This window comes from Streptomyces cucumeris (genome assembly GCF_024295805.1).
GTDB lineage: Bacteria > Actinomycetota > Actinomycetes > Streptomycetales > Streptomycetaceae > Streptomyces > Streptomyces cucumeris.
The window spans coordinates 41,196-60,653 of the sequence record NZ_JANCLX010000014.1 but is presented as its reverse complement, the minus strand read 5'-3'; the positions used below and the strand labels follow the sequence as shown (position 1 = coordinate 60,653).

Annotated in this window: 37 protein-coding genes; 1 reads left to right on the top strand and 36 read right to left on the bottom strand. The window is 61.7% G+C overall.

The window, feature by feature from the left end:
- Positions 1-21: 21 nt before the first annotated feature.
- The 4 genes from NMK44_RS21255 to NMK44_RS21240 form a co-directional block, all read right to left on the bottom strand.
- Entirely contained in the window at positions 22-429 is a 408-nt protein-coding gene (locus NMK44_RS21255; RefSeq protein ID WP_254745419.1) for a hypothetical protein, read from the bottom strand.
- Between the two features lie 59 nt (positions 430-488).
- Positions 489-728: a hypothetical protein gene (locus NMK44_RS21250; RefSeq protein ID WP_254745394.1), complete on the bottom strand. Its 240-nt coding sequence runs from the start codon at positions 726-728 to the stop codon at positions 489-491.
- Positions 729-831: 103 nt separating this feature from the next.
- A complete protein-coding gene (locus NMK44_RS21245) occupies positions 832-1,518 on the bottom strand; it encodes a hypothetical protein (RefSeq protein ID WP_254745393.1) in 687 nt (228 codons plus the stop codon).
- A gap of 201 nt (positions 1,519-1,719) precedes the next feature.
- Positions 1,720-2,373 carry a hypothetical protein gene (locus NMK44_RS21240; RefSeq protein WP_254745392.1) on the bottom strand — a complete coding sequence of 218 codons (654 nt, stop codon included), beginning with the start codon at positions 2,371-2,373 and terminating at the stop codon, positions 1,720-1,722.
- Between the two features lie 163 nt (positions 2,374-2,536).
- Between NMK44_RS21240 and NMK44_RS21235 the strand changes: the two genes are divergently transcribed.
- Positions 2,537-2,791, top strand: a complete 255-nt coding sequence (locus tag NMK44_RS21235; RefSeq protein WP_254745391.1) for a hypothetical protein — start codon at positions 2,537-2,539, stop codon at positions 2,789-2,791.
- Here NMK44_RS21235 and NMK44_RS21230 read toward each other — a convergent pair.
- From NMK44_RS21230 to NMK44_RS21075, 32 genes are all read right to left on the bottom strand, one after another.
- Complete coding sequence (locus NMK44_RS21230; RefSeq protein ID WP_254745390.1) at positions 2,762-3,103, bottom strand: hypothetical protein; 342 nt, start codon at positions 3,101-3,103, stop codon at positions 2,762-2,764. The two genes, NMK44_RS21235 and NMK44_RS21230, sit on opposite strands and share 30 nt — an antisense overlap.
- Positions 3,104-3,486: 383 nt before the next feature.
- Complete coding sequence (locus NMK44_RS21225) at positions 3,487-3,861, bottom strand: hypothetical protein (protein WP_254745389.1); 375 nt, start codon at positions 3,859-3,861, stop codon at positions 3,487-3,489.
- A 12-nt stretch (positions 3,862-3,873) separates the two neighbouring features.
- Entirely contained in the window at positions 3,874-4,311 is a 438-nt protein-coding gene (locus tag NMK44_RS21220) for a hypothetical protein (RefSeq protein WP_254745388.1), read from the bottom strand.
- 196 nt (positions 4,312-4,507) lie between these two features.
- A complete protein-coding gene (locus NMK44_RS21215; protein WP_254745387.1) occupies positions 4,508-4,819 on the bottom strand; it encodes a hypothetical protein in 312 nt (103 codons plus the stop codon).
- A 103-nt stretch (positions 4,820-4,922) separates the two neighbouring features.
- A complete protein-coding gene (locus NMK44_RS21210; RefSeq protein WP_254745386.1) occupies positions 4,923-5,333 on the bottom strand; it encodes a hypothetical protein in 411 nt (136 codons plus the stop codon).
- Between the two features lie 442 nt (positions 5,334-5,775).
- Complete coding sequence (locus NMK44_RS21205) at positions 5,776-6,060, bottom strand: hypothetical protein (RefSeq protein ID WP_254745385.1); 285 nt, start codon at positions 6,058-6,060, stop codon at positions 5,776-5,778.
- Positions 6,061-6,071: 11 nt separating this feature from the next.
- Positions 6,072-6,347 carry a hypothetical protein gene (locus NMK44_RS21200; protein WP_254745384.1) on the bottom strand — a complete coding sequence of 92 codons (276 nt, stop codon included), beginning with the start codon at positions 6,345-6,347 and terminating at the stop codon, positions 6,072-6,074.
- A 102-nt stretch (positions 6,348-6,449) separates the two neighbouring features.
- Positions 6,450-6,905 (bottom strand): hypothetical protein, encoded by a 456-nt coding sequence (locus tag NMK44_RS21195; protein WP_254745382.1) that lies wholly within the window; start codon positions 6,903-6,905, stop codon positions 6,450-6,452.
- A 30-nt stretch (positions 6,906-6,935) separates the two neighbouring features.
- A complete protein-coding gene (locus tag NMK44_RS21190; RefSeq protein WP_254745380.1) occupies positions 6,936-7,406 on the bottom strand; it encodes a hypothetical protein in 471 nt (156 codons plus the stop codon).
- Between the two features lie 223 nt (positions 7,407-7,629).
- Positions 7,630-8,067 carry a hypothetical protein gene (locus tag NMK44_RS21185; RefSeq protein ID WP_254745379.1) on the bottom strand — a complete coding sequence of 146 codons (438 nt, stop codon included), beginning with the start codon at positions 8,065-8,067 and terminating at the stop codon, positions 7,630-7,632.
- A gap of 345 nt (positions 8,068-8,412) precedes the next feature.
- Positions 8,413-8,907, bottom strand: a complete 495-nt coding sequence (locus tag NMK44_RS21180) for a hypothetical protein (RefSeq protein WP_254745378.1) — start codon at positions 8,905-8,907, stop codon at positions 8,413-8,415.
- Between the two features lie 37 nt (positions 8,908-8,944).
- Positions 8,945-9,172, bottom strand: a complete 228-nt coding sequence (locus tag NMK44_RS21175) for a hypothetical protein (protein WP_254745377.1) — start codon at positions 9,170-9,172, stop codon at positions 8,945-8,947.
- Positions 9,173-9,226: 54 nt separating this feature from the next.
- Positions 9,227-9,565, bottom strand: a complete 339-nt coding sequence (locus NMK44_RS21170) for a hypothetical protein (RefSeq protein ID WP_254745376.1) — start codon at positions 9,563-9,565, stop codon at positions 9,227-9,229.
- Between the two features lie 43 nt (positions 9,566-9,608).
- Positions 9,609-10,019: a hypothetical protein gene (locus NMK44_RS21165; RefSeq protein WP_254745375.1), complete on the bottom strand. Its 411-nt coding sequence runs from the start codon at positions 10,017-10,019 to the stop codon at positions 9,609-9,611.
- A 267-nt stretch (positions 10,020-10,286) separates the two neighbouring features.
- Positions 10,287-10,682: a hypothetical protein gene (locus tag NMK44_RS21160; RefSeq protein ID WP_254745374.1), complete on the bottom strand. Its 396-nt coding sequence runs from the start codon at positions 10,680-10,682 to the stop codon at positions 10,287-10,289.
- Positions 10,683-10,842: 160 nt separating this feature from the next.
- Complete coding sequence (locus tag NMK44_RS21155; protein WP_254745373.1) at positions 10,843-11,022, bottom strand: hypothetical protein; 180 nt, start codon at positions 11,020-11,022, stop codon at positions 10,843-10,845.
- 400 nt (positions 11,023-11,422) lie between these two features.
- Positions 11,423-11,809 (bottom strand): hypothetical protein, encoded by a 387-nt coding sequence (locus NMK44_RS21150; RefSeq protein WP_254745372.1) that lies wholly within the window; start codon positions 11,807-11,809, stop codon positions 11,423-11,425.
- 111 nt (positions 11,810-11,920) lie between these two features.
- On the bottom strand, positions 11,921-12,142 hold the full coding sequence (locus NMK44_RS21145) for a hypothetical protein (protein WP_254745371.1): 222 nt from the start codon (positions 12,140-12,142) through the stop codon (positions 11,921-11,923).
- A gap of 2 nt (positions 12,143-12,144) precedes the next feature.
- Entirely contained in the window at positions 12,145-12,429 is a 285-nt protein-coding gene (locus tag NMK44_RS21140) for a hypothetical protein (protein ID WP_254745370.1), read from the bottom strand.
- A 36-nt stretch (positions 12,430-12,465) separates the two neighbouring features.
- Positions 12,466-13,068: a hypothetical protein gene (locus tag NMK44_RS21135; protein ID WP_254745369.1), complete on the bottom strand. Its 603-nt coding sequence runs from the start codon at positions 13,066-13,068 to the stop codon at positions 12,466-12,468.
- Complete coding sequence (locus tag NMK44_RS21130) at positions 13,065-13,373, bottom strand: hypothetical protein (protein ID WP_254745368.1); 309 nt, start codon at positions 13,371-13,373, stop codon at positions 13,065-13,067. Before NMK44_RS21130 ends, NMK44_RS21135 begins: the two co-directional genes overlap by 4 nt.
- Before the next feature lie 2 nt (positions 13,374-13,375).
- Positions 13,376-13,912: a hypothetical protein gene (locus NMK44_RS21125; RefSeq protein ID WP_254745366.1), complete on the bottom strand. Its 537-nt coding sequence runs from the start codon at positions 13,910-13,912 to the stop codon at positions 13,376-13,378.
- 103 nt (positions 13,913-14,015) lie between these two features.
- Positions 14,016-14,258, bottom strand: a complete 243-nt coding sequence (locus NMK44_RS21120; RefSeq protein ID WP_254745364.1) for a hypothetical protein — start codon at positions 14,256-14,258, stop codon at positions 14,016-14,018.
- Between the two features lie 18 nt (positions 14,259-14,276).
- A complete protein-coding gene (locus NMK44_RS21115) occupies positions 14,277-14,729 on the bottom strand; it encodes a hypothetical protein (protein WP_254745362.1) in 453 nt (150 codons plus the stop codon).
- Positions 14,730-14,858: 129 nt separating this feature from the next.
- Positions 14,859-15,377, bottom strand: coding sequence for a hypothetical protein (locus NMK44_RS21110; protein ID WP_254745360.1), 519 nt, complete (start codon positions 15,375-15,377; stop codon positions 14,859-14,861).
- Between the two features lie 51 nt (positions 15,378-15,428).
- Positions 15,429-15,791 (bottom strand): hypothetical protein, encoded by a 363-nt coding sequence (locus tag NMK44_RS21105; RefSeq protein ID WP_254745358.1) that lies wholly within the window; start codon positions 15,789-15,791, stop codon positions 15,429-15,431.
- Between the two features lie 67 nt (positions 15,792-15,858).
- On the bottom strand, positions 15,859-16,188 hold the full coding sequence (locus NMK44_RS21100) for a hypothetical protein (RefSeq protein ID WP_254745356.1): 330 nt from the start codon (positions 16,186-16,188) through the stop codon (positions 15,859-15,861).
- A gap of 729 nt (positions 16,189-16,917) precedes the next feature.
- On the bottom strand, positions 16,918-17,133 hold the full coding sequence (locus NMK44_RS21095) for a hypothetical protein (RefSeq protein WP_254745354.1): 216 nt from the start codon (positions 17,131-17,133) through the stop codon (positions 16,918-16,920).
- Positions 17,130-17,489: a hypothetical protein gene (locus NMK44_RS21090; protein WP_254745352.1), complete on the bottom strand. Its 360-nt coding sequence runs from the start codon at positions 17,487-17,489 to the stop codon at positions 17,130-17,132. Before NMK44_RS21090 ends, NMK44_RS21095 begins: the two co-directional genes overlap by 4 nt.
- Positions 17,490-17,837: 348 nt before the next feature.
- On the bottom strand, positions 17,838-18,362 hold the full coding sequence (locus NMK44_RS21085; protein WP_254745350.1) for a hypothetical protein: 525 nt from the start codon (positions 18,360-18,362) through the stop codon (positions 17,838-17,840).
- Entirely contained in the window at positions 18,362-18,847 is a 486-nt protein-coding gene (locus tag NMK44_RS21080; RefSeq protein ID WP_254745348.1) for a hypothetical protein, read from the bottom strand. Before NMK44_RS21080 ends, NMK44_RS21085 begins: the two co-directional genes overlap by 1 nt.
- Before the next feature lie 27 nt (positions 18,848-18,874).
- Positions 18,875-19,267 (bottom strand): hypothetical protein, encoded by a 393-nt coding sequence (locus NMK44_RS21075; protein WP_254745346.1) that lies wholly within the window; start codon positions 19,265-19,267, stop codon positions 18,875-18,877.
- Positions 19,268-19,458: the final 191 nt, after the last annotated feature.

Sequence of the window (19,458 nt, the reverse complement as noted above, 5' to 3'; positions counted from 1 at the left end):
GTTGGCCATGCGCGGCCGGGGTTAGTGCTGGGCGATCCATGCGACGTACTGCCTACCGGTCTCGCGCTCGGTGGTCTTGGCGCGGGCGGTGGGCACATCGGCGCGGCAGCTTCGGCAGGTGACGTGCTCGCCGACGGTGTAGGGGCCGGGGTCGGAGATGTCGGTGGCGGGGGTGTACGCCCAGCCGTACGGGGCGTACCAGCGGCTGACGGTGCCGCCGCTCCCCGGGCAGGGCGCGGCGGGCGCGGCATTGATGACGCCGCCCCCGGTCCCCCACTGCTGCGCGGCGACCACGATCGTCTCTCCGGCGGTGTAGGGGTCGGTGGTCTGGTCGTGGACGTCCAGCAGGGTCTCGACGACCACGGCGCGCAGGCGCTCCAGGGATTCGGCGCGAGCGGTGTCGGCGGCGGGGGTAGTGGGCGTGGTCATGAAGGGCGCTCCTGGCGTGTGACGGGCGTTCGGGTGGTCGGCCCCAGGCGCTCCGGGGGTCAGCGGATGATGGCGCTGACGGTGGCGGTGCGGGGGCCGTAGCCGCCGGGGATCTCGTCGCCGTAGCAGTCGGCCAGTACCCACCCGCCACTGGTCGACGAGTAGCCGTGGACGAACGTGAAGCGCTCGCCGTGCACGATGCCGATGTTCTCGTTCTTGTACCGGGTGATCACGTCGTCGATGGTGAGGGCAATCACGTCGTCGCCGTCGAGGGGGCGGGAGTCGTCGTTGCGGGCCATGGTGGGCGCTCCTGGGGAATTGTCGGACCAGGCGAAAGGCTCCGGCACGCAGCGGTCATGACAAGTGGGCGGACCGATGAGTTCTCGTTTTGCGTGTCGGTCCCTAGCCCCGCTCCCTTGCTTCATGAATTGCCAGGCGCAGAGTTTCGATTTCTACTCCACGTTCGTCATCGGTTACGTTCTCTGGTTCGATCGGTGGCCGAACCGGGAGCAGTAGTCCACCGGGCTCTGATCGCAGGTGTACGTAACCATTGACGATGTCCCACGCGAGAAAAGGGAATCGCTCCTCAGGTCGGCTTGAGTCCTTGTAGGTGGAGAGCTGGGCGGTCATTCGCAGTTGGGGCCAAGCCTGAGCGATCAACCCCCATTCCTGATGCAGTTCCTCAAGGGTGGGCCATTTCGAACTCAGGTCGGTTCCAGCAGTGCCGATCTTCCCGTCCCAGTCGCACCACCCTGAAGGAATATTGAGTCGACTGGCCGTTACGCGATCATTGCCCAGGTAATCTAGATCCAGGATTCCCAGGTCTCCCTGCGCGCGATCCACCTCTTCGAAAGACGGCCATCCATCTTCCTCCAGAGCTACGCCGTATGCATCGGCCAGGGAATTGCTCCAGCTGCCTACACTGGAGAAGACCCCGTGAAGGGGTGTGGTGCGCAGGCAGATTTCCCGCCCCAGTGCCGGGGTGACACTCTTTCCGACCACCTGCAGTGTTGGCCACTTCGGCAATTCACGGCGAACTGGAAGTTGAGCCAGTCCGGTCTTCACCCATTCGGGCAGCATGTACTTCATCCGATTCTTCCTCCGCTTTTGTGTCGGGACTTCTTTGCTTGTTCTCGCCGAGTGATGGCTATCGAGAGCAAAGTGGCGATAGCTCCGACAAGGTGTCCCATGTTTCCCTCTTCCTGATTTGCCCTACCGCCTTGCCACGGTGGCAATTCGGCGCGCGCACGGGTTCATCCGTGCGCGACCGAACCGAAACCGTTTCGCGGTTCAGGGAATCTCCTTGCCTGCTGAGGCAAGTGCGGCGTCGATCTCTTTGAGCTCGGCGAGCAGCGATTCCCGACGATCCCTCAGTGTCGGAATGTCCACCTGCTGGTCCACGATCGTGAAGTGCTCGGGATTCTCGACCCCGAGAGCCCCTCGAGGGAGATCCCGGATCTCCACGATCACATCGTCGTCGGCGTCAATCTGTGGAAAGCGCATGGAGCCGCCACTACCGCCAAGCTCCCCTTCCACGAGCACCACGCCATCAGCTAGCCGCACGTCCGCGTCACGCGCTGGACGCCAGGCGATTTTCCGCCCGGCGAACATCGCGCTCGGAGTCTGGTGCCTCTCGAAGGGCCTCAAGTGAACGCGCACAGTTACGCGGTCAGCTGATTCCTCGAGGGAACCAGTTGTTCCGTAGAACCTGAGTGCCAATTCCTTGACGCGTTCCTTGTCCCGAGCATCGAATACCCAGTACTTGAACTTGCCGTCCTTGCGTGCAGGCTTGCCACCGATGGCGCGCGCCTCGGAAGGAAGCTCATCGTTGAACGGGGCAAAGAGAGCTACCTTTCCGTTGTCGAGATCTGCGATCCGGACGTCATCCATGTTTCCCCTCATCTTCTCGCTGTTGCTCCCGATTTTCGAGAGCATGTCATCCACTTTCGGATCCGATTCATGCCCGGCGAATTTGCGGAGTGGACTGCGCGTCAAATTGCCGAACCGGGGGAATTTAACGAGGGGTCACGGTGAATTCAAATCCAGTGCCGGTGCGCCCACCAATCCGGCGGATTGCTCGCCCAACGAAATCCCTCACGGCTGATGCATGTTCGAGGACCACGCCTTCGGGCGCTTCGACCCCGGTAATCAGGCTGCGCATTTCGGCTTCGGTGAATTCGGACTGCATCGCTACGGCATTCCGGCGTTCGATGAGGTGCCAGTCAACCACCTTTCCGTCGATAACCTGCTCCACGAGGATGCGGAAACGTCCTTCATGCGTGCGAAAGAACTCCTTTTCTATCCTTCCTCTCCTTTTCTGTCTCGACCGCCTTCAGTGATCTTCGTGAATATGACTGAATAGGGTGACCTCGATCTCCTCGGCGGCGGCGGCCAGGAGTGTAGATGCCCGGTCGACAATGGAGGCAGAGGTAGCATCGCCCCGCCCCTCGGTTGTGTTGATGTCACTCAGGCGCCGCGTGCAGTACTCCGCCAGCACTCGGTACCGCGCCCATGCCTCGGAGGCCCCGTTGACGACTAGCTCATCAGTAGGCTTCTCCGACTCCTCGATCCACCCGTCAAACGTCGCGGGGTCAGTGGGCCACGGCGTGACGTATCCGATCCGCTGGAGTGTGTGATCGACGTGGATCGAGACCGGAATCTCGTGAAGATCCATTCTTCCCCTTATCCGTGAAGTTCCTATCATGACAGGGTTCTTGTGCCCCTGCCACCACAATCCAGGATGACGTCGCCCGGTCGGGCCACGCCTCCGCATCACGCACTTCACCCCTCTCTAGCTCCGACCGGAACCGGGATGAAAGGACTTTGAGCTCCTCCAGTCCGAGCCGAGCCCGGGACTTGGCGCGCCTACGGGATGACTCCCACAGGGCGTCAAACTCTTCGGCGATAGCATGCGTGTGGCGGCGGAACGGGTCACCTGAATTGACTACGACCATCCATGAATCGTCCCCCTTCGGCTACGCCCTGTCTCCCGGTAGGATGAAATCGGCTTCTTCGGGCCTTGGTGATCTGCATCTTGGCCATGCCCTGATCGGGCACTCAGTTCATATACTTCTTCATCTCCGGGAAAGCCTCCCCGATTAGCTCCTTCATCCACTTGTGGGCGCACTCGAGGCCCTGATCGGAAAGTTCATCCGACCAGGTGGACAGGTTCTCGCCCCAGTGCGCGAACTCTTCCCGGTAGATGGCGAGGATCTGTCGCTGCGTCAGTTCACAAGGGAGCCCCTCGGGCAGGCTGCCCTCCGGGCATTCATCATCAGTGACTCCGTTCCGGAAGTACCTGCTCCCGAGGGCATTGGCCAGGTCGTGCCCCTCCGCCTCCAGGCGGATTGATGTGACCACCCAGGCGCACGCACGCTTCCGGCCGAGCCCATCCTCTGATGTCCCAATGTGAACTGAGATGTCCCGTGCCATATTCTTCTTCTCCTACCCTTTGGCTTCAGGGCGCCCTGAGCGCCTCGACCACAGCTTTTGGATGAAGACTCGCTCACCGTTGTGCAATGTGATTTTCAAGCCGAACTGGATAGCCCTCCCGGGGTCGGCGCTGTAGTACTGGATGTCCTGGATTGAATCAGCCGCCACCGACAGGCCGAGCCAGGCGGCGATCGACGCTTCAGCGGCGGCCGGATCCGGAGGGGCAGACCGCGCCGGAACAACGGCCGGGAAGGCCGTAGGTGGCCCGGTCTTCGACTCCGCCTTGTCGTCCGTGTACAGCGCCACCTGCCAGGCAATCCGTGCACCCTCCCGGTCCTCCATAAGGATGCCGTACTGCAAGCCTGAGCCCGGCTCCCCGTCCGCCGGACGCACGGATACCCCCGACACGGTCAACTCCCTCAGCAGCGTCGGAAATTCGTCTGCCTTCATCCCTCTCCCTCGTGATGACCTAGGCCATCATACAGAAAGGGAGCCCGCTACGCAGCGGGCTCCCTTTGATGGCAGTCGCGGCAGCCAAGGAGCGGCGCACCTTGCATCCACGCCCCTTAACTACAGGCCGGATCAGTCTCGCCCGACCTTCCCTCAGTTCATGCTGAGCCATGTCGGCTCGGCGAGCGCCCCCCCCTCAGCGATTGAAGCTGTAGACAGGGTCGCCGTCGACCAGGACGGTGACGGCGCCCAGCACCTCGGCGATTTCACACGGCTTGGGGTGCGCCATCTCGGGGGTCTTGATCAGTAGCTTGTCCCAGGCGTCCCCCAGGGTCAGTTCTCCCTGGCTCACCGAGTGCAGCACCTCCTCGATGTGATCCGGATGGGCGAGGCCGGTGAAGTCGCCCCTCACCACCAAGAAAATCACTGGCACCTCGCTCGAGTCGACCCATACCACCGGCACCAGCACGTTGCGGCTACCTCCGGCCATCAAGCGGATTCCGCTCATGTCCCCACCTTTCCAATTCTTGATCAAGTGCTTTACCTTCAGGCGTCATGATGGCGTGCCATCCAAGAGAGCCGGGAAGGTCCCCGCCATAGCGGATCCCCCATCAGAAAGGGGCCTTCAGCCTCTCAGGGGCAAAGTCGCTCCACGTCTCAGTGTCCAGACTGAAGCCTGTTTCGATCATCGTGCGAACAGCCTCTTTAGCCAAACCCTTGATCGGATCCTCCATCAGGTCGTCTCGATCGAGGGTCGCCTCGGGCATCTGGCCCCACTCGATGCAGCCCAGGCTGGCCTGAGCCTCTACGTGATCGACGAGATTGCCGTCGACCGGGACAACCCGTGCCGTAATGAACCGCCAGTGTCCGTCGTACCAGGCATCGATGTCGGCATCGGTGTAGCAGTCGAAGTCGGCCATCCGGGGAAGCCGATCAGGGGTCAGCTCGACCTTGAAATCCAGGTTCTTCACGCCCCAGGTGCGCCCCGGGGCGGTCCACCAGTCAACCATTTCCATTTCCATTTCTTCATCCTCTCCGGCCGGTGTGACACCGACTCCCCAACGGCCGGACCTTGTGGGCCCGGCCGCCAGAGGGCTGGATCAACTTTGACGGTCTTCGGTGCGAGGTTGTGCAGCGCTGTTACGGGCAGTGCTCTCGACTGTGACGGCAGGCTCACCGCGACGGCGATGTTCCTCCAGGTGTGCCGCGAACTGCGCCTTCTGCTGCTGATCACGCTCGACTTCGGAGCCACGTGCTACACGGTCGGTACCGGTAGCCCTGCGCCACTCTGGGATGTGCGGCGGGACGTGATTCCCGTCCTCGTCGTGCCTCGCTGTTGGAGGAAGCGGGAATCCTTCGAGTGCTGTCATTTCATATCCTCTTTCCAGCTCATCCCGGAATTCGGGGGAATGAGCGCCCCGAGTCGGATTTGCACCGGCTCTCCGCACCTATCGGGGCTGACCCTTACAGGTCTCGCTTGATTTGGGCCCTTCGAAGCGCATGACGAAGGAAGTCGGTTTCCGTGTCGTTCACGCCAAGATATTCGTCATACCGAACCCCCGCCAAGTGTGGCTTCACCTGTGCCCACTCCTGGTCACTCAGGCGTGGATGCCCTGCGGAGGCAAGTTTGACTTCCACTGTGTCGCGATCCACGTAGGCGATGCCGATTCCATGGCGTTCCGCGATAGCGAGAATCGCACCAACCGGATTGTCGGCCTGCTCGGAAATGAACTCTTCCATCGTACTCATGTGTATCCCCCTCAGTAGTACTGGCCCTCGCTGCGGATCCAGGCCCGCAGTTCAGTGCGCACGTAATCTTCCGGGTTCTCGGGATCGAATTCGTCGCCCGTGGTGTTGACCTCGGAGACGGCGTAGTGACCGTCCCCCGGGTGCTCGTTACGAGCTGCCCGCTTGGCGCCGACCTCGCTCCTGAAGACGTCGATGTACTCGCCGCCGTGCCATGTGGCCCAGAAGCCGTCAACCTCGACAACAACGGGCTCATCCAGCTTCGGCCAGTCAGGCATACCGATCTTCATTCTCTCCCCTTATTCTCTGCTGCGGATTGTTGCCTCCGCATGGTCCCCGTGCCGCATTTGAAACGGGCTGTATCCGCCTTGACGGATTTCGGGGGGAGCCAGTCAGGCGCGTACCGCGTGAACCTCGTGCGCGTAGCGCCCCTTCTGACCGAAGCGAAGTTCGTAGTTGCCGTGGCTCTCGTTGTCCTCATGGCCTCCCTCGTGCGGCCAGAACGTGAACCGCGCACAGACTTCCGGGTCATTGTCCACAAGAATCCAGGACTGGAGCTTCATGCCGAGCCTGTCAGCAAAGCTCTTCCAGTGGTCGCGGGAAGCGACCGCCCGATCCTGCGTCGTCATGCTCTTGACGCCGTCGAATCCGTCGATGGCCAAGTAGTCCAAGCTCTCGGGCCGTTTCGGGCAACCCCGGGTGCCGACATGGAACACGTCGACATTGCCGACAATGTGGCAGTCCTGACATTCGAAGTGGTTCTTGACCCGGACATCCGGATCTGAAGCACGCTTGATCATGTGTCCGCCGTGCTCTGAGCCGTTGGACCGGGCAAACCCTTTCGTCATCTATCTCCCCTTATTTCCAGCCGTGGATGGTCAGTGATCCTCGAACAGGAAGACAGCGTTGGCCCCAACCCCGGTTGTCGGAACCTTGATGAAGTTCAAGTCCCCCAGCGGCTCTTGGTTCGAGTCGGCGTATTCCTCCCAGTCGAACCAGTCGACAGCGCCCGCCCTCTTCAGGGCCTGGAACAACTTGCCCAGCTCCCCGGTCTCATCGTTCTGCGCGTACTCCTGGAGTACGCCCCCGATACTGTTCCCGCTTCCCCTGTAGTGCTCATTGGCGAAGTCTTCCAGCTCGTGACTGCGGACGTCCTCCGAGCTGTCCTCGGCGTACTGCGCGAGCGCCGCGACCATGTCCTCGCTGTGCTCACCCACCAGATCGGCAACGGCATCGACCATCTCTTGGAGGTCTTCGTCCCCTTCGGCGGGCTCGTCGGCGTACTGCTCGAACGAACCGTACGTGAGGCCGGTCAGAATCTTCGAGGACAGATCCTTACTGAACTTCATTTTCTTCTCCTTTTTGCTCTTGAGGTATGTTCATGTATCGCCGTGCCTTGGGTCCGCAGGCTCTCGGACCCGAGGCAATCCCTCAGTGGGCCCTGACTGTCTATCACTCAGCACAGACAGTGCGTGCCCCCTCCGGGGTGCTGAGCCGACCTGGGCCCGACCAGGCGGCGGCCGATGCGCGCTGGACGACAGGCGCAAGCCCTACCGTCCCGAATGCGTCGGCCTAGAAGCGCTCGCCGTCCCAATGGATGTCCCGATTGGCATCGAATCGCTCCACCCAACGGAGCGCGTCGACTTCAGCTGCCTTGACTTTCGTCTCGTCGTCACCCCGGCTGTACGGTCGCGTGTCCAGGTTTTCGTACAGATAGTCCGACCACTCCTCGGTACTTCCGGGGTCGTCTATGTCACCGCAGATCATGAGCTCGATCTGCGACTGGATCCCGACAGCGTTCATGTCGCTCTCGAAGCCATGGAAGTGCACCACGGAACCTTCCTGGGTCTCAATGCTGCGTTCCGGCGCCACCGGATAAGCCGTGACCGTAACCAATCGACCCGGCATGCCCGTGTGGATAAAGCGGACGTGCGTGGCTTTCCCGATCTGAATATCCCCGCCATAGTCCCCGTCGTCGGTCTGAATGTCACCGTACTGAACCCATCCCATGTTGCTTTCCCTTCCGATCCCACCACCGAGCAACCTTGACACCTCCACTCCCTTCCTCATTCTGTGTTGCGAGTCGGACTGCAATTCGCCTCGGCGAGGACTTCGTCGACCCAGCGGGGCCCCACGCGCATGCATTTACCGCAATTCTCACACATGAACCGATTAATGGACGCAGGAGTGTTCGGGCCGTTATTGTCGACCAGCACATGGCCACGGCGTTCCATCCGCTCGAACACCTCGTTTTCCATCTCCGCGTTAGACAATATACTTCTCCTTTAGGTGCTCCAATGACGAACGGCACTCCCGGGTGACCGACTAGAGTCGGTCACCCTAGGGCACCTTCCGTTACGTGATGCCGAAATCTTCCGGATGACGGGACTTCCACTTTTCCCATCGCGTTGACGGCTCGTCGTCTCCGTGCGAATGAATCCTGTTCATCAACTGGAGCAGACTCAAGGGACCGAGTGCTTCGCTCGGGTAGTTCTTTCGATTTCCAGGTGACAGGGGGACGTACATCGGCCCCCTGGTCCAGGATTGCTTACGGTGCCCCCAGTCATCCCTGCCCCACTTGCGGAAGACGGTGCCATTGGCGCCACCGTCCACATCCAGGGGACGTTCGGCCAGCTTATGCCGGTATCCCCCCTCGCCGTACCAGTGCGTCTTGTACTCCTCGAGGAATGAGACCAGCATTGCGGCCTCCGCCTCGGTGGGACGTTCAGCGCTCTCCTTGTCAAAGGCGACCAGGTAAGACCACATCGGATGTGAGCCGGTCACCGCGATTCGCAGTTCCGTCAGGGGGTCGTCCCGGTCTGCGTCATCCCCAAATGGCCAAGTCTTCATCCTTCCCCCTTCCTCGATTCCGTCCCCTCTCCGATACTCAAGTGACATTCACCCAGCGGTGGCACGTGATGAGCACGTTGTCATAGTCGCCGGAGGTCGCCTCGCACTTGAATTCCTCCGCCTCACGCTCGGCATCCTGAGGGGACCACCCCTTTTCGTTGGTCAAGTACTTCTTGAGCTCTCGTGCGACCTTCATGAAGATTGCCACGGAATTTCCGTCGACCCCCATGAGTTCTACGGTGCAATCGGGGTACTTTACGTCCATTATTTCTTTTCCTTTCCGGTCTGCCGCCATGTCACTTTTCCGCTCCGAGTCGATTTACGGCCCGGCAAAAATCGATAGATCCTGGACCGTTCCACCGCTACCACAGATCCCGCATCGACGACCATCAGGGCAAACGTGAGGCAGTAGCTCCGAAACCTTGATCAGGAACTTCTCCCGCACCCCGGGCAGGACTGCACCCATCTTGAACAACTCATAAGCGCATTCGTAAGCCCCATCGACGCCCGACAAGTCGTAGCCCCTGACGTAGCCGTTCAGGAATGGGAGTGTGTACTGCCTTTCCGGCCGGTCCGACGTGTCGATTCTGACGTAATCGCCGTTCTGGAATTTGAGCGGACTGCCGTTCGGGTCCCTCCAGATTGCATCGTCGAGCACATCTCCTCCATTCCCTTTTAGTGGGCGCCGCTTATCGGCGCGCTCAGCTTGAATGGCTTGCGTGGGCCGAGTTTCCAGGCAGGCACTGCTCTGTGTTGCGATCCCAGGTGAAGCATCCCAGGCAATACGCATCCTCGGCGGAGGCGTGTGCGTGATCCTCGGGCAGGACCAGGCGTTCACAGCACGGGCAGGCATGCGGTGCATCCTCCTCCTCGTCAACACGAAAGGCGAGCCCCGTGCTCGCCTCGACCGCTACCTCGCCGGTCTTCTTGTTTGCGATTTGCCCGGCGTATCGACTGATTTCGTCCGGGTGCATGTGGGGGCTATGCTTTCGCATCGCCCAGTAGGCGATTGTGTGCAGGTTCTTCCGCTCGGGAACCGGCGTGGACACGGTGGCCTTGCCGTACCGGGCTTCCCCTTCGGGTGGCTGAATGACAGAGAGAACGAAGGACATATCTTCTCCTCTGGGTGAGGATGGGCTTGGCACCGGATTCTGTCGCGTAATTTATCCATCTCGTGACGTCACTCCGATGCGTCAGGTTCGATAGCTGTGAACCAGAAGCCAGGTTCTCCCGGCTCCCGGCGAAGGGAGCTTTGACTTCGCCCGCTTGAGCGCCTTATCTCCTTCGCCGGGGACCTTTACGACGACCGGAGGGAGATTCTCGTCCACACCGCCCGCGCCATCCCAGATTTTTGACCTTTGGAACTCGAATCGCACTGGTTACCCCTTCCCTGACGCCAGACCCCACCACTCCCGCATGGCCGGAGCATCCACGAGATTCACATGGGGGCCCGGCAGGTTCGGTGCATCGTCAGCCTCGGATCCGTGATTGCAGCCGATCTCTTCACCCTCGTAGTGGAGGCCGTGACGGAGGAAGGTGCCGCAACAGGCGCACCACTCACATGAGTCGGATTCTCCGAGCATGGCAACCGTGATTTGTGTCTTGTCCCCGATCTCCAGGTCATTGATGTCCTGGAGATCGGGGACCTCTGCCAGCAGCCCCTCCGTGACACCGACACACTTCAGAATCGTTTCGGTGCACCACTTGTCGCCACATGAGGCGTAGGCAGTATCGGTGTACCCGTCGTGCGTCATCAGGATCTCTTCGAGGCTCACGTCGTTCTCCTTTTTGGTGCCCGATTTATGTATCAGTTATTCCCAGCTCGCCAGGTATGCATCGGCACACAGGGTTGAGCAAAAGAATTCCGAGACTTTCTTCTTGTCGCTTTCCTTCGAAATCTCCTTTCCGCATATTTCGCATTGCTTCACCGCGTCATCAGACCTTCGGATTGAGGACGGACCGCTGTCCATCAATAAAACCATTCCTGTAGTGGTGGGCTCCGATGCTTTCGGCAATTCTGTTGGCCTCCCGCTTGGCGGAAGATTCGGGCAGCCCTCCATCCATCAGTCGGATGGTGAGGTCGTTGATTTCGTACTCAATGGGTCGGTTCGTCATGATTCCTCCTTGGTTCATCGTTGGGTTGCGCAAGCGTGAACGCAGTTATCGCAGGCAGGGAAGGGATCCTCGCCACTCTCGCCCCGCACCTTTTGCCCTCCGGCCCGCACGCCCAGGTAGGTGTGACCGGTGCCGCCCTCCATGTGACTCTCATGCTGACAGTGGCATGCCGTACCGCCATTGGCACACAGGGCCGCCCCGTGATCCCAGCCCGCCTTCCACTCCTGCGCAAGGGCGCCGAAGATCCGCTCGGCGTAGCCGTCGTCCGTGGGATCCGAGCCAGTCAGTACCCGCCAGGATGCCGGATCGTTGTGTGCGGCGTACCGGACGGCCTCCTCGTTGCCACGCAGCCATGCCGTCCGGGCTGTTTTCGGTTCCATGACTCCACCGTTCCAGCAGATCATGCTCGCCCAATCTCTCGATACTCTAGGGAGAGGATCTCGCTTACCCCGGGATCCCCGATCTCGTGGTAGTCATCGCCGGGGGCTCCGACCCATGGGGCGTATCGAAGGTAGACGTCTCGGGCGGTATCGAACGCGGCCACCGCACTGCATAGCCGCATGAGATCTGAGCCGATGTCCGCTCGCCCCCATACATCGACCGTGATCTTATGTGGGCGAAAGAGTAGTTCCTTTACCGCGCAGCGCAGCGCATGGTCGGCGGCGTCCAGTGCGATCATTGGCCGGGGCAGGTCGATAACTCCCTCGATCCGCAGTGGGGGCACCCTCCTTCCGTGGTCATTAGTGGCGTTGATGATTACCCGCCACATGTCCTGCTTCCGTTCCATCGCCCTTCTCCTTCTCCGCGTCCGATATGCACGTCAGCGGCCGATCCCAAGGGACCGGCCGCTCCCGAACAAGTCGGCCTAGGCCAGACTACCGTGCCATTGCAGCCGTTGTCAGTTGGTTGCGAGACCATCCAGCTCGGCCAGTACCATCAAGCACTCGGTTACGGTCTCCAGATCCGAATAATCGATGTCGATCCGTTCGCCGATCCCATCTCTCAGCTCGGCAACCGAGGCGGGCAGGTACTTCGCCATGAGCTGATCGAAGTGATGGCCGTTGGTCTGGAACAGGCCATGCCCCGCGAGCTTGATCTTGATGTCGTCCGTCATAGCCATGGTCAGATCGTCCAATCCATCTTGGCCGTGAAGGTATTCACGGCGTCCGCCGTCTCGTCGTCGATGTGGGTCGCACCGGCCACCGGATACTCCGCGATCGGGAGCACGCAGAGGATTGAACCGGCCTTGTCCCGGGCCGTGACAAACGCTCGACGTCCGTTCCGCAGGTCATTCAGGGCCTCCGCCAGTGCCTGCTGCCAGGTGAAGTGCGGAGGAGTCGTCCCGTAGGTGGACTCCGGAAGCGGGTCCACTACCGTGTGGTGCACGGTGTAGTGATCAATTTTCACTGTTCCCTCTCCCTTGAGCCGGTTGCGCCCAGCTCTTCAGTAGCCCTTCCGAGGTCGGTGGACCGTGATCGACAGAGACCGGGACGGATGCTTACCCGTCCGCCTCGGTGGCACCCGCACCTCATGCAGGGTGCTGCCGCACACCTCGAACTCCTCCCGAGCGGTCGGCCACTCGTAGGTGCGGGTGTTCTTCCCGTCGGTCACGACGAATGCCGTTTCCCGGCGTTCGACAACCGTCAATGTGCCGCGGAATTCGTTGGCACCGTGGCTGTACCAGCCGACCGTCCAGCCCTTGCGAACTGGGTCGAACAGCTTCCGCATCTGTGTCATATCCCCAGGCACGACGACCCCCGGGCTGCGGGCCAGGAAATCCCGACCACTGCCGTCCAGGAAGCAGGGATAGAAGATCTCCGCCCCCGTGAACCTTTCCTCCCTCGGCGTCACATCCCAGTTCTTGCCTGGCATGCAGTCGCCGAAAGGAGCAAGGAGCGATGCCCCGTCGGCCGTCTCGATCTCGTAATTCCCGGCGTACGTATGGCCCTCGTTGTACCGAACCCGGGCGACCCCGTAAATCAGACCGCCCTCCCGCTGCACCATAACCCGCAGGCCCGTCAGCGAGCGCCCACTTCCGGTGGTCATGTTTCCCCTTCTTCCCTTTGGTCCATCGATGGGCCGACGATCCGGAAAATCTTCGGCGTCCTACCTTCCAGTCCTGCCAAGACCACGCCCTCCCGGGCGTCCTCGAGATTCCCGGCCACCACCCCTGACCGAATGAACGCGATGGCTAGCTCATCGTCACCATCTCGGAAAGTGACGTACGTTTCCCGGGCGTGCCCCAGATCCTCGGCCAGAATCCAGCAGACATTCGGGAGGCAGTGACATCCGGGGTCGATGTACGACTCCTCCCATTCTTCCGGGGGATCGATCCAGAAACGATCCGCCATATTCAGCTTTCCAGGGCCGATCCATTCGGGACTCGATCGAACGTCAGCTTGGGGGCGGAGCGATTGCCGTGGGCATAAAGCCGCTCGATCAGACGGGCGGCGTATCGGTTCAGGCACTTCTCGGCGTCGTGACTCCAGTAGCCGTGCTCCAGTTCCCCGGCTGCGTTCACTCGCCACACCCAGTACTCGCGCTTGTGATCGGAGTATGCGAGAACGACGCCGTTCTTCCTGCCCGGATCGGCCATGCCGGTCTCGTGGTACGCCACGGCCAGCACCGTGGCCCCCAGGGGCCCGCCGACGATGTCACCGACCTTGAGAGTCTGGTGATTTTCGTGTGACTCCAGCACCCTGATGAGCTCGGCCCGCTCCTCGGGTCCCAGGGCGACGTGACCGCCATCCGGGACCTTCGTCCAGGACCCATCCTCGTTGGACTTGCCGATCTCGATGATCGACTTGCCCGTGCCCGATCGGTCCACCCTGCCGATCACTCCGAACTTCGGGTGGACTGTACCCAGCGCACGCGTCAGCATCTTGATCATTTCGCTCTCCTTTCCGTCCCACCGTGAGACACGTCAGCGCCCGGCCCCCTTCCGGACGCTCCCGAATCACGCGGTAAGTCACCTCTCTGCCGCGACGACTCCGTCAGTCCCAGTCGGGGGCCCCGATGCCGTTCTCCTTCAGCAGCGCCCGCAGTTCGGCATTCTCCCTCCGGAGGTTGCTCTCCCGGCGCTTGCCGTTGTCGTGGGCGTAGATTTCCGCCACCGCTACGGCCAGCTCGGGCTCACAGTCAGCCAGGTCACTAGACGTCAGACCAATCTCCCGTTCCCGGCCGCCGCACTCTTCTCGGTGCTTCCAGTCCATCATCTCTTCGTATTCGTACCGCATTTCAGCCACCTTCCCTGGTCACCACTTGCTCGAGTCGAACCAGTACAGGGAGCCGCCGACCGAGGTCCCGGCGCAGACCTCCCCGGCCCAGACGCCGCGCCCGACGTACCACTTGTGGTAGTCGTCCTCCGTCGGCGTCCCATTCAGGAACACCAGCTCGATGCCGTTCTCATCGGCGTACTCCTCGGCCAGTGTGCGCCAGTCATCCACCGTCTCACCCTGGTAGGAGTTGAGGACGTCGATCAGGCGCTCAGGACTGACCTCGCCCTCCCCTCGCTCCGTGAGCACGTTGAGTGCCGCCTCGATCCTTGCGACATCCCGTTCCACCTTGTCGTGGTCGATGACCTGGTCACAGAGCCACTGTGCGAGAGGGCTATGTTGCTCCTCGGCGTCGACCGGGTCCCAGTCGAGACTCTCTGCCGCCTCCAGCGCACTGTCCCACTCGTCCCGGCTGTACCGCAGGTTGTCCATTTCGCTCTCCTGTTCCGCCCGTCATCCATAGCCGTATCGCCAGCGCCCGGTCTCAGGTGCCGGGCGCTGGCGAGTCGCATCGGCCTAGGCCAGGGTATCAGTCCTTGTGTGCCCGAAGACTGCAGCCAATCACCCCTGACAGGAGCCGTCGCAGTAGATCGCCTCGCCGATACCCACGCCGGAAGTCAGCGCGTCGTCGGTGTCGTAGTGACCCTCACACTCCGGCGAGTTGTACTCGTCCCACTCCTTGACCAGGGACGCCCAAACCTCCTCGGCCGCATTTCCGTCGCCGTACCACTCCGCCGTGACGAATCCCTGGGAGTCGACGTGCAGCATCGCAGCGGGCTGCTCCGACTTGTGCTTCGAGCCTGAGCCGGTGACGTTGCGGAACAGGGCCGACCAGCGGTGCCAGTCGACCGCGTCTCCGTGGTCCTCGTCCGATCCGAAGTCCGTGGAGAACCGGTGCAGCTTGAACGCGGCGACGCTGTCGTATTTCGGCTTCAGTGACTCCCGTTCGACTCGGTCCATCGAGTCGAGCTCGGCGAGCGCCTTGCCTTCCGGGATCTTCCCGGTGACGACGTCCGCCCACTCGACCGAGCCGAAGTCCTCTTTCGTCACCTTGTTCATGTCAGTCACGATCTCGGCCATATCTCTACTCCTTGTCCGTTGATACTGAAGACCGGCCCCGTTCCGGTCCACTCAGTCTTCGTTGTCGGTGCCGTCGAATACACCGGGGAACGTGTCCCGGGCGAGTGCACTCCAGTCCAGCGCGTCCCACTCATCCCGGGTGATCTGGTCCCGCGTCCATTCCATGGCGCCAGGCTCACAGGGGTAGCCGTTCGGGTATGACTGGGGCTTGTCACTGGCCAGGCTCTGACACAGCCGGAGGTATCCCTCCGGCAGGTACAGCGCGTCGGTCACGACGTCCCGCAGTCCCTCCCCGTAGTCGGTGGAGTAGTTCCGGTTGACCGTGACCGTCACGCGAGCGGCGTAGTTCACCGGGTGATCGTTGCGCAGCCACTCGACCAGGAGGTCATGTGTCTTACGTCCGTTCTTGGTCATACCGCGCTCTCCGTTTCTATAGTCCTGCTTGGTTATTTATTTCCCGGATCGCACCTTGTCGGGCTTCTTACTCGGTCATCCTCAGTCGGTCATCCCAGCAGCACTCATCGCCGACCCAATTACCGTCATGGCGGTGCGCAGTTTGAGCCGGAACAGAATTACGGCAAAACTTGCACTCCACCCGCAAATCGCAGGGGTGCAGCACAGAACGAATCTGTTCGTCCGTGGGGTATTCGTCGAAGGATGATTCCTCCGTGAAGCACTCATCGGTTTTCGCGTCGTAGACGTCGAAGCTCAGACCGAAGGAGTCGCGCCAGGTGAGGCGCATAATGTAGACATCCCTTCCGTCCACATTATGCTTTCCGACGACTCTTTCCGATGTAACGGCGTCGCTCATCTTTCCCCTCTTTCCGTTCCCGATTTTCTGAGCAATCGAGGAAGTGCTCAGCTCTCGCCCATGTATTGCACGCGGGAGGTGTGCGGATGCGGCCGGGGTCATCGCTCGATGTACCGCCCGGGATCCCAGTTGGCGGCGTCGGAACGCAGTCGCTCCTGCTCCCGCCCATACTCCGTGATGTACCCCTGTGCGTCACACTCCCCGCGCTCCAGTCGGTGCTCTTGATAGCTGAAGCACACCCCTTGGATCATTCCGTCCGCGAGTCCGAGCTGCCTCGCGTGCGCACTGCACGGTCGGAGTTCCTCCGCGGTGAATCGGCGCTCCCATCCGCACGCATCGAATTCCGTGCAGCGGAATCCGATGTGCACACCCCCCTTCCACAAGGGGCGCAGCGAGACCGACGTGCGCCACGAGTGACCGGCCTTGAATGTTCCGGCAGCCACCTGTGTCGGGCTCGGATAGTGGGTGTGTGAGTGCTCCCGGTGGCCAGAGAGCAACGTGCACGTAGTGCAGTGGCTGAAGTAGCTGACCGGCTGACCTGGCCCATCGGCGCGGCTTCGCTCCCGGACCTCACAGAGGGGGCACAGGGGTGCCTTTGTCATATCCTTGTCCTTTCCGTCCTGATTCATGGTGATTCGCCAATCAGAAACGCACTGGAAGACTCGGAATCCGGAATACGTGACTCCGAATCTTCCCGAACATCACCGATTGAATTTGACCTGCTCTTCGTTACACCTCGAAGCGGAAACCGCTCAAGGTTTTCTCAATCCGTCGCAACGGTCGGTCGGCCAGTTCTCGAGCGATGTCTGCATGCAGGGTGGGAATGTCGTCGGCAGGCCCGATCGGCACCTCCCGGCATCCCGCACCACCCGCCTTGATGACGGCAAGAACCAGCAGAGGTTCAGCGGTGTCGTCGTCACAGACGGTCCGCGTATTGATGATCACGCGTTGCCCCTGCTGATCTCGTCACCGGCAGTCCGCCGGTTGTGTCGCTGGAACGCCGCCTGCCGCTCCTCCAGCGACACCCTCGAGTCCTTCATGGTCTCCTTGTCCATCTGTCGCAGTTTCTCCCCGTCCGTCACGATGAACTTCTCGCCCCGGGATGTCTCCTCCATCCACACCGGGGCATCGAACTCGGGCCCGGGGAACAAGCGGCGGACGGCCCATGCATGTGCATCCCGGCCGTGGAGCCCTTCCTTGTAGGGGTACGGATATGTCGCCGTGGCTCCGTCCTCCGCCACCACCCTGATTCGGTCGCTCGTGGTGTCCGTGGCGTCCAGCTTGCGCGTCGTGACGATCATGCGTCCTCGTTTCCGTTGATCACTTGCTCAATCTCATCTTTTCGATCTCCCGCGCCCACTGGCGACGCTGGATCAGCAGGGCATGGGCCGCCGCGTTGCGACTACCGTGCCCCCACGTGCTGTAATCCGGGCGCGAAGGATGCTGTGTGGTCTTGGTGTAGCCATGCCACCCTTCACAGCGCTTCCCGCCCTTTTCGCATGCAGGCCGGACCACATCAGGGCAGGGGAACACCTCCCCGATGGATCCCGCGTGTCCGGCCGCCTTCCCTGCCGCCCTTGCGACCGGATCCCCGTCGTCCGGGCGGGCCTTGTAGTGCTGTCGGACCCCACTGGTGTGGCGCGTGAACCTCACGTGAAAACCTCCACCCAGTCTCGGCCCTCACACTCAATGCCTTCACTGGTGTCGGCCCCGTCCTCCCACGTGACCATGAATTCGCCAGGAATCAGAGAGGGTCCTGTCACCTCTCCCGTGCCGCGAAGCCCGGTTTTCGAATTGCACTCCGGAAGGGTCACGCGCTTCGGTGTCGGGCGTTTACGGTGAGCCATGATCCACCCTGAGTCCAGGGAAAGCAGACACCAGAGGCCAAATGTCTGCCGGATATGAATCTCCAGGCGTTCTCCAATATGCTCGGAGGGATGCATGATCAGACGGCCGGAATTCATGTTCGACCAGCCGACTTCCGGGCGCCACCCTTGTTTGCAAATCAGCTCACCCAGAGCCAGTTCGTACTCACCCCGACTTCGCGGACCGCGAAACGCCTCCTCGCTGATGTCTGGAGAATTCGCAACACCCGGAAATCGACGTGCGGTCAAATCCGGAAGCACCTGAATAACCGCCCGACTCCCGAGCATCCGCCCCAAAGACTCCGACATCAGGAATCGCCCACCTCACGGTGGACCAGCGCCCACCCGACGCCGTCCGACTCGCCACCCTCGGCGTGCTCGCACGTCTCGTGCTCGGTCCACTCCGGGCACGGCATCCCGTCCTTCCCGGCGCCGCACGGGTGCGGGTGCATCTCGACCGAGACGACCGCCCACAGTCCCGGCGTTCCGGCGATGTGCTCCGCCAGGTCACCGCCGATGTACTGGTCATTCCGCATGATGAACAGCGACGGGTCGGCCGACCAGCCGGTGAGCACGGTCCATCCGTTCTCGACGGAGCCGATGGCGTCCCGCTCGTGGTGGTCGAGAATCTGCCCATCCTCGAACGACCCCTCATAGTCGATGTCGATCGACTCCGGCGCGTACTCGGCCAGTGTGGCGGGCGGGTACACGGTCGTCTCGTACGTTCCGTCAGGCTTGACCAGAACCGGCAGGGCGCTCGGTCCATGCAACAGCTCGTCCAGGGCCTCACTCATGATTCTCTCCTTCTCCGCCCGCTTCGATTAGCCCTCGTTGATCACCCGGTCGTGGAACCACACCGGCCGACCGGCCGTGTCGTACGTGACCCACTCGGCGATCCCGCCGAAGCGTTCCCGCATGTCGGCATACAACATCCGGGCCACCCCGAGTTCCTGACCCGCCTTGTCCAGCGCCGCCACCTCGGCGGGAATGGAGACCGAATCCACCTGCACGTAGCGACTCCGCTTGCCCTGCTGCTCCCGCTCCCGTTTGGTGGTTCCTTCGATCAGCTCTTCCACCGTGGCCTGGAGGGCACCGCGCTGCCATGAGTACAGGTAGTACCCCCCGCCCTCCCCTTCGGGAACGTGACGCGTCCACACCATCGCACCGATCGACGTGTCACTGGGGGACCAGCGACCCATCGGGTACTTACGCATGAGCATTCCTTCTCTCTTTCCGCCCGCCTCGCATGGGCACGGGAAGATGCGACCGAGCCGCACCCCCCGAACCGACACGCGCCGGTCAGTGCGTCAGGCCGAACCCTTGACCCCCTTCAGCGGTTCGTCCGCCCGACTCTTGGCTTCATCGATCATGTCGTTGATCCAGGCGTCCCGGGCGTAGCCGTGGT